The sequence below is a fragment of the Actinomadura geliboluensis genome (assembly GCF_005889745.1).
In the GTDB taxonomy this organism is placed as follows: domain Bacteria; phylum Actinomycetota; class Actinomycetes; order Streptosporangiales; family Streptosporangiaceae; genus Spirillospora; species Spirillospora geliboluensis.
Genome location: NZ_VCKZ01000424.1, coordinates 1 through 7,533, shown reverse-complemented (window position 1 = coordinate 7,533; position 7,533 = coordinate 1). Strand labels below are relative to the sequence as shown.

The 7,533-nt window shown below is 70.9% G+C and carries 6 protein-coding genes and 2 pseudogenes; 6 read left to right on the top strand and 2 right to left on the bottom strand.

Going from position 1 to position 7,533, the window contains the following annotated elements; translation table 11 throughout:
• The 3 genes from ETD96_RS37270 to ETD96_RS37260 all read left to right on the top strand — a co-directional run.
• Positions 1–1,392, top strand: a 1,392-nt coding sequence (locus ETD96_RS37270) for a PP2C family protein-serine/threonine phosphatase (RefSeq protein ID WP_205719638.1), incomplete at its 5' end; no start/stop codon positions are given.
• Positions 1,393–1,585: 193 nt separating this feature from the next.
• On the top strand, positions 1,586–2,041 hold the full coding sequence (locus tag ETD96_RS37265) for a pyridoxamine 5'-phosphate oxidase family protein (protein WP_171069411.1): 456 nt from the start codon (positions 1,586–1,588) through the stop codon (positions 2,039–2,041).
• A gap of 239 nt (positions 2,042–2,280) precedes the next feature.
• Positions 2,281–2,499, top strand: a complete 219-nt coding sequence (locus tag ETD96_RS37260) for a histidine kinase dimerization/phosphoacceptor domain-containing protein (protein ID WP_171069410.1) — start codon at positions 2,281–2,283, stop codon at positions 2,497–2,499.
• Positions 2,500–3,143: 644 nt separating this feature from the next.
• Here ETD96_RS37260 and ETD96_RS37255 read toward each other — a convergent pair.
• On the bottom strand, positions 3,144–4,037 hold the full coding sequence (locus tag ETD96_RS37255; RefSeq protein WP_171069409.1) for a tyrosine-type recombinase/integrase: 894 nt from the start codon (positions 4,035–4,037) through the stop codon (positions 3,144–3,146).
• Between the two features lie 367 nt (positions 4,038–4,404).
• Between ETD96_RS37255 and ETD96_RS47175 the strand changes: the two are divergent.
• Positions 4,405–4,831 (top strand): annotated as a pseudogene (locus tag ETD96_RS47175) (DEAD/DEAH box helicase); the annotation flags it as partial.
• On the opposite strand, the gene ETD96_RS47170 reads toward ETD96_RS47175, so the two are convergent.
• Positions 4,827–5,030 carry a hypothetical protein gene (locus tag ETD96_RS47170; RefSeq protein WP_240808502.1) on the bottom strand — a complete coding sequence of 68 codons (204 nt, stop codon included), beginning with the start codon at positions 5,028–5,030 and terminating at the stop codon, positions 4,827–4,829. The pseudogene ETD96_RS47175 and the gene ETD96_RS47170 overlap by 5 nt on opposite strands.
• Before the next feature lie 330 nt (positions 5,031–5,360).
• Here ETD96_RS47170 and ETD96_RS37245 point away from each other — a divergent pair, with 330 nt between their 5' ends.
• Positions 5,361–6,485: a cytochrome P450 gene (locus ETD96_RS37245; protein WP_138641212.1), complete on the top strand. Its 1,125-nt coding sequence runs from the start codon at positions 5,361–5,363 to the stop codon at positions 6,483–6,485.
• Positions 6,486–7,075: 590 nt separating this feature from the next.
• Positions 7,076–7,533 (top strand): annotated as a pseudogene (locus tag ETD96_RS37235) (hypothetical protein); the annotation flags it as partial.

Below are 7,533 nucleotides of genomic sequence, written 5' to 3'. Positions count from 1 at the left end.
GCCCCGTACTTCACCGCCGCCGAGCGGGTCGCGTTGGAGCTGGTCGAGGCGGTGCTCAGACAGGTTCTTGCGGTGTTCGGCCCGAACGCCACAGCAGCGCGGCGGTTGCCGGATCTGGGCGGTAACGACTTGGACGAGATTCAGGCTGGGCTGCAGCGGCTGGCGGCCGAGCACGGCCGGTTGCAGGAGTTGTTGAACGCGGTGCTGGCGATCAGCGGCCATCTGGAGCTGGAGGAGGTGCTGCACACCATCGTCGAGGCGGCGCGGGAGCTGGTGCGGGCCCAGTACGCCGCGGTGGGGGTGTTGGACGACCAGGGCCAGTTCACAGAGTTGATCACTTCGGGGTTCGGGGTCGACCAGTTCGCCGAACGGGTGGGCGAGTTGCCGCACGGGACGGGGCTGCTGGGAGATCTGGTACGCGATCCGCGGCCGCTGCGGGTGGAGGATCTGCCCTCCCATCCCCGCGCTGCGGGGTTCCCTGCCGGGCATCCGGTGATGACCACGCTGCTGGGCGTGCCGATCCGGGTCCGCGACACCGTCTACGGCAACCTGTACCTGGCTGACAAGGCCGACGGGCCGTTCACCGACCGTGATGAGGAGATGGTGTCCGCATTGGCCAGCGCGGCCGGGGTGAGCATCGAGAACGCCCGGCTGTACGCGCGGCTGCGCGCGGCCACTGAGGACTTCCAGCGGCGGCTGCTGCCGCAGATGCCTCAGCTGCGGGAGTGGGAGCTGCAGGCCCGGTACCAGCCGTCCAGCCAGGCGCCGAGTGTAGGCGGCGACTGGTACGACGTCATCCATCTGCCCGACAGGGTGCCGTGCCTGATGGTCGGGGACGTGATGGGACACGACCTGCGGGCGGCCACGGTGATGAGCCAGATCAGCAACATGCTCCGCGTGATCGCCTTCGACCAGCGTGAGCCGCCCAGCCGGATCCTGCAGCGCTTGGACCGGGCGCTGCACGAGTTGCACGGCGGGCCGATGGCCACCGTGATTGTGGTGCGGCTGGAAGGCGACGGTGCGGGACGGCGGCTGCGGTGGGCCAGTGCCGGGCACCTGCCGCCGCTGCTGGCCGTCCCCGGCGAGCCCGCCCGATACCTGGAGGCCGATGTCGGGCCGCCGCTGGGGGTCGATCCCGACGTCGTCCGCCCCGACCACGAGCATCGGCTGCCCGTCGGCGCGACCGTGCTCCTGCACACCGACGGACTGATCGAGGACCGGGCCCACACGCTGGACGAGGGCATGCGGGGAGCCGCTCGTATCGCCACCGGCCACGCCGACCGGCCCCTGCCGCAGCTGTGCGACGCCCTGCTGGCCCGCTGCCGGCAGGGCGGTGAGCACGACCTCTTCGAAGACGACGTCGCCCTGCTCGCCGCCCGGCTGAAACCCTGAGCGGCAGCTCGTCGAGCCCAGGGCGGAGGCGCCGGTCAGAGCGGGGGTGCAGGCATCGACCCCTCGCCGGGGCCGTTGGGAGCCCGGCCGCAGGGACCTTCTTCCCTTCAAAGGGCCTGGTGGGAGCTGCGAGCCTGGAGGCATGTGTTCAGGCGACCGGTGGCCAAGAGCACGGCCCGCCACGCGGACGCCCGTGGAGGAAACGGGGTCGTCCCCGGCACCGCTCGGGTGGTGGCGGGCCAGAGAGCTGCTGGCCTCGGCGGGCGTGGGCCGGCTGGTGTTCACCGAGCAGGGGCTGCCCGCGGTGCGGACGGTGCCCTTCACCGTCGAAGGCACGGTGATCCGCATCGAGCTGCCCCCCGGCGCCGGGCTGGCCCGCACGATGCGGCACGCCATCGGCGCGGTGGTCGCGGTGCACGCCGACCGGCTGGACGATCCGGGCGGCGGCTGGGAGGTCACCGCAGTCGGCACCGTCCGGACCGGCGACACCGGCGACCGCATCGGCCCAGCCGGCGCCCATCGGGATGCGCCCCACGGCCGCAGCGGGGACGGGTCGCTGCTCATCGATGTCCGGCACCTGTCCGGCCGCCGGGTTCCCCGCCGGCCGGAGCCGCCCGGCCAGCCGCGGCGTCACCTCAGGGCCGTGTGACCACCCTCCCCGCCGGGCCACCCGGTACAGGTACCGCAAACCGGGCATTGCGGGCGTGGTTGTACCGCCGTCCCGGGGTACACCATGCCGGATGATCCACGCACCTCCCGACAAGAGGGGCTGAAAGGACTATGGCGTACCCGTCACCCGAACCTGGGCGTGCTCGGAGCGAGGACGGCGCGGGGGGCCGGCCCGACCCCGCCACGGTCCACGCCGCAGCACGGGAGGTGGCCCGGCAGTTGAGCGCTGACCCGCACCGCGTCGCTCACGAACTGGCCGACCAGATCACCCACCGGCTGTTCGCAGTCAGCCTGGAACTGCACGGCGCGCTGGCCCGCATCCACGACCCGCACGCCGCCCAACGCGTCCACACCGCGCTGGCGGGCCTGGACGACACCCTCACCGAACTGCGCCACGTCATCTTCGACCTGCACGCCACCCCCGGCGGGCCAGGGTGAGCGTCCGCCATGAAGCCGACGACGCCGGCTCGCGCCGCGGACCGACCGGCTCCGGTCAGGGCGGGGAGTTCCGCCCGAAGGACCGCAGCATCCGCGCCGCCCGGGACAGCCGGCCGCGACACAGGCTGGCGACCTCGCCAGCACCCTGCCCCAGTCGATGGTCGACGCCCGCATCGGTGTTCGCTCCTTGTTTGCTCGTATGTCGCGGAACGCGTCGGCTGCGGGCGACATAAAGCGGCATTGCAGGCCGCTGACAGCCACGCATAATGGGACGGAGCGATAGAGTTTGCCCCTTGGAATAATGGCCCGACAGCGCTTCTGATCCGACGGTCGCGGGTTCGAATCCTGCCGGGCGCGCCACACCTTGACCTGCACGAACGCCATCCCCAGGCCGAGTGGGTCGAGAGCATGTGGGGCCGGACTGAGGCCGGCCTGTGTCCAAGACATTCCCGCCCACACCGGCCGGTTCACGGGTTTCGACGCCGACAAGGGCATTGGGGTACGACCGGGCAGCACTCACCGCGCGTCGACCTGTACCGAGCCGAAGCGTGCGGTTATTCAGTTAGCCCTTACTCGAAGACAAGGACGGGGAGCCCGAGGCTCACGATCACTGAACGGCGGCGGATCCGCCTACTCGCTTTCGCTCAGCAGCGTTGCGGTCGGCCGAGTCGACGTGCGGGGTGCGTCGTCGACACCCGGGTAGGGGTCGTGTCGGTCTTGCGGCGTTTCCTGCGGCCTGTGCCTCGCCGGCGCACCCGGTTGGTACCGGGTATCAGCCGGCCCGCTTTCATCACGTGTTTGGCGGTCTTCTCCGCCGCACGATGAGCGACCTCGGGCAGCACCGAGGTGTAGGTGTCGGCGGTCAGCACGATGCTGGAGTGCCCTAGCATGTCCTGAACCACCTTCAACTCCACCCCGGCCGCCAGCGCGAGCGTCGCCGCGCCATGACGCAGGTCGTGCAACCGGATCGGCGGCAGCCCGTACTCGGCCACCAGCCCCTGGAACAGCCGGGTCAGCCGCACCGTGGCCAGCGGGTCGCCGTTGGTCGTGGTGAACACGTAGCCGCTGTCGTGATAGTCCACTCCGGCCTGCCGCTGCTCGTCTTGTTGCTGTTCACGGTGAGCGCGTAGAGCCGCGACGGTGGTGCGGTCCAGCGCGATGACGCGGGCGCTGGTGGCGGTCTTGGGCGGGCACGCGGTCAGATAGCCCTGGTGCTGCTGGATCTGCTGGGAGATCACCGCGACCCGCTGGTCCAGGTCCACATCGCACCACCGCAGCCCGGCCGCCTCACCGCGCCGTAGACCCCGTAACGCGATCAGGTGGAACGCCGCATACAACCGGTGCTCCCGGATCGCGTGCAGGAACTCGGCGGTCTGCGCCGCGGTCCACACCGCGACCGGCGGATGCTCCCCCGTCCGCTGCCAGTGCTCCACCCGTGCCGCGGTCCACACCACCGCCCGTGGACGCCGCGCCACCGGCAACTCCACCCGAGACGCCGGGTTGTCGCCGATGAGTCCCTGCCGGATCGCGGCGTTCAACGCCGTGCGCAGCGTCGCCCGGATCCGGTTCAGTGTCGCCGCCGTCAACGGCGCACCTCGCGCCTCGTGCCGGCGGACGATGCCGGCAGGAAAGGATCTTCCTGTCGATGCCCGCGTCTGATCCTTCAGGGGTGTAGCCCTTCTACGGCGTTCCGCCATACGGCTCCCCCAAGTACTTGGCTGCGGGTTCTCGGCTGCACACCGCTCAGCCCAGAGCCCGTCCTTCAGCCGCCTTCCGCGGTATCACGCGGCGCCCTTTTCGGCTTCGGCGTTGCTTCGCGGTTCACTTTGGTTCGTTCTTGTGATCGCTCCGGCCATGGGCTGCGGAGTCTTCCTCGAAACGTGCCACTTCAGGGAAGGCTTGCACATGACCCATGGCACCCGCCCGTCTCAACGTCGCTTCTCTCACTCGCCTACCAGGGTTTCGCGCCGACCGGCCGCCGGGCGGCAGAACGACTTCGCGCTTCCCGTCAGTTCCACGCCGCCGCTGCCCCCGGCCGCGTCGTTCGCCGAGTTGGAAATGCCGGCGGCCCTGCTGTCCACATTGACTCTTCACCGACGCCCTCATGCCCTATGCCCGGTCGCTCAAGCTTCGGTCGGCCACCGTTGTCGGCGGCGTATCGATCTCCCGGCAGGCCGCCGCCCTCCACCGCGGCGCGGAGATCCTGGTCGCCACCCCGGGACGGCTCACGGACCTGATCAACCGGGGCGCCTGCAACCTGGAGCACGTAAGCACCACCGTCTTGGACGAGGCGGACCAAATGGCCGACATGGGTTTCCTGCCGCAGGTCACCGCGGGGCGTCGCGCCAAGCCGACGGCGAGGAGTCGGGGGTGGATGGCAACGGGCCGGCGGCGCGGTGCGGTGGACGCGGGACCGGGCGCGGGCACTGCGCGCCTTCGTGCCAGCGCAGCAGCATGCCGGCCTCGCGCTGCCCCTGACCAAGATCGACGCGCTCGCCCCGGACGCGGCGCATGGAGTCGCGTATTCGCATCTGATGCAATCCGCGGCGGTTCCTGTATCGGAACGGTCGGTGGCGGTAACACCACCCGAACCCGCTCGCTATCGCCGTTGGCCGTTCGGTTGCTGCTCACGGGCCGAGGGCCGAGGGGCTCCGGACGAGGTCGTCCTGGCGCAGCCGACCCGATGCCGGCTCGGTGAGGTGATGTGAGGGAGACCGGTGTCCGCGAGGATCCGCCGGTGTGGCCCGGATGGACCGAAACCGGCGCGTCGAAGCCCCGCAAGTCGATGATCGCGCTGCTTGACCTTGTCGCGACGTCAACGTTTCTACTGGTCCCGACGTCGCCAGACGAGGAGGTTCGCGATGCTCGCGTTGCCGTTCGACAGGTCCGATCCGCTCATGCCGCCTGCGGCGTACACGGGGCTGCCGCCGGTCGCGGAGGTGTCGGCACCGGACGGACGGCGGGCGTGGCTGGTCACGTCGTTCGACGCGGTCACCCAGGTGCTGACGGACGCGCGGTTCGGGGTTACGCCGCCGGGCGCCGAGGCGGCGGGGGACACGCTGTTGCAGGACGGCGAGGCGCACGCGCGGTTGCGGCGGCTCGTCGCACGGGCGTTCGCGCCGCGGGCGATCGAGGCGCTGCGGCCGCGGATCGAGCGGATCGCAGACGAGCGGGCGGCGGCGTTCGCCGAGGCCGCGGAACCGGACCTGGTGGCGTTCGCGGCAGAGGTGTCGGCGCGGGCGATCGGCGATCTGCTGGGGATGTCGATCGGGGACCGGGGACGGTTCCACACGCTGGTCGAGGCGGTGTCGGGGGACTTCACGGACGAGGCGGCCAAGGCGTGGGGCGAGCTGACCGAGATGGCGGGTGATCTCATCGAGCGGAAAAGGCGCGCGCTCGGTGACGATCTCCTCAGCGCCCTGATCGGGGTGCACGATGCCCGGGACGGCCGTCTGTCGGCCGGTGAGCTCGTCGGGGTGGCGACGACGATCGTCGCGGCGGGGCACCAGACGGCGCGCAACGCCATCGCGGTCGGGGCGCTACTGCTGGCCGTGGAGGGGCGGTTGAGGGGTTTCGCGGCGGCGCCGGATCCGGACGCGGTGGTGGAGGAGGTGCTGCGCCGGCTGGCGGGGCTGATCGCCGAGCCGTTCCCGCGCTGGGCGCGCGAGCGGGTGGAGGTGGCCGGGGTGCTGGTCGAGGCGGGGGACCTGGTGATCGTCCGGTTGGAGGCGGCGAACCATGATCCCGGGCGGTTCGAGGAGCCCGGACGGTTCGCGCCGGGGCGCGGGGGTGGGCACGTGTCGTTCGGGCGCGGGCCACACCACTGCCTGGGGGCGGCCCTCGCTCGGATCGAGCTGACCGCCGCACTGCGGGCCCTCTCGATGCGAGTGCCGGGCCTGCGGCCGCGTATCGCGGTCGAGAACCTGGTCTGGCGGCGCGGCCTGACGGACGCAGGCCCGGTGGCGGTGCCCGTCAGGTTCTCCTGAGGCGCACGGGGCGGAGGGCGGTGGTGACGTCGAGGATCCCCGCTCCAACGCCTACCGCTGAGTGCCACAGGCCCGTGCACCCGGCCGCGCCGTTACCTTCGCGGTTCGCTCTGGCGTCGGGTGGCGTGGACGGAGCCGAGGATGCCAAGGACTTGGCCGTCGGCACTGCCCGGTTAGGTGTGGTATATCACGAGCTGCTGGCCGGGGGCGTCGCAGACGTCGAAGGCCTGGTAGGTGAGTGTGAGGGCCCGACGTCAGGGTGTCAGCCACCGCTCTCACTGCTGACCAGCAAACGCTGCCAGGAATCACCTACAGACCCAGATGAAGAAGCCACCGCCCCCAGCCCGGTCGCACGAGCAATTCGAACCCGGCGCTTACCTTCTCCTCGAGGACGGTTTCCACCACGTCAGCGAGCCGATCGACATCGTCACCTGCCGCGGTTCACGTCCACGGGAGTGGTGTATGGGGTCTGTGTGACCTTTCATCCGGTTTCTGCCCTGCTGGGCGAGTCTCCGTGACGTGAGACGGCCACCTCGCGATCCTTCTCGATGCGAATCAGAACGAAGGAGAGCGATGTGGCCGCAGGTGACATTGTGCCGGTGACCGGCGAGTGGTTCGAGCAGACCCTGGAGTCGGCGTCGCCGGACCTGCTGCGGACGATGGTGCGGGAGATGGCGCAGCGGATGATGGACAACGAGGTCGAGCAGGTCTGCGGGGCCGGCTACGGCGAGGTGTCCGACACCCGGGTCACCACCCGCCTGGACGTGGCCCGGACGCGGTCGCGCGGGAACCTTCCCCAGCAGCACGCTCGCCCCGGGTTCATCGGCCGCGAGCAGGCGATCGAGCGCCTCGACAACGGCCACTTGCGCTTCGACCGAGCGAACACCTGCGCCGACTCCAGCCCGATCGCGCCGTCTCCGAGCACGATCAACGACTCGGGCACCCGCTCGGTTCGCACTGCTTCCCGGTTGGTCCAGTACGGGACGTCCGGCAGACCGTCGACCGGTGCCGGTGGCGTGTGCTTCACCGGCAGGGCGGAGGGGGGACC

Bases quoted from the DNA above. Each gene is read 5' to 3' on its own strand.
- ETD96_RS37245 (WP_138641212.1), top strand. From the start codon at position 5,361: ATGCTCGCGTTGCCGTTCGACAGGTCCGATCCGCTCATGCCGCCTGCG.
- ETD96_RS47170 (WP_240808502.1), bottom strand. From the start codon at position 5,030: ATGCGAATACGCGACTCCATGCGCCGCGTCCGGGGCGAGCGCGTCGAT.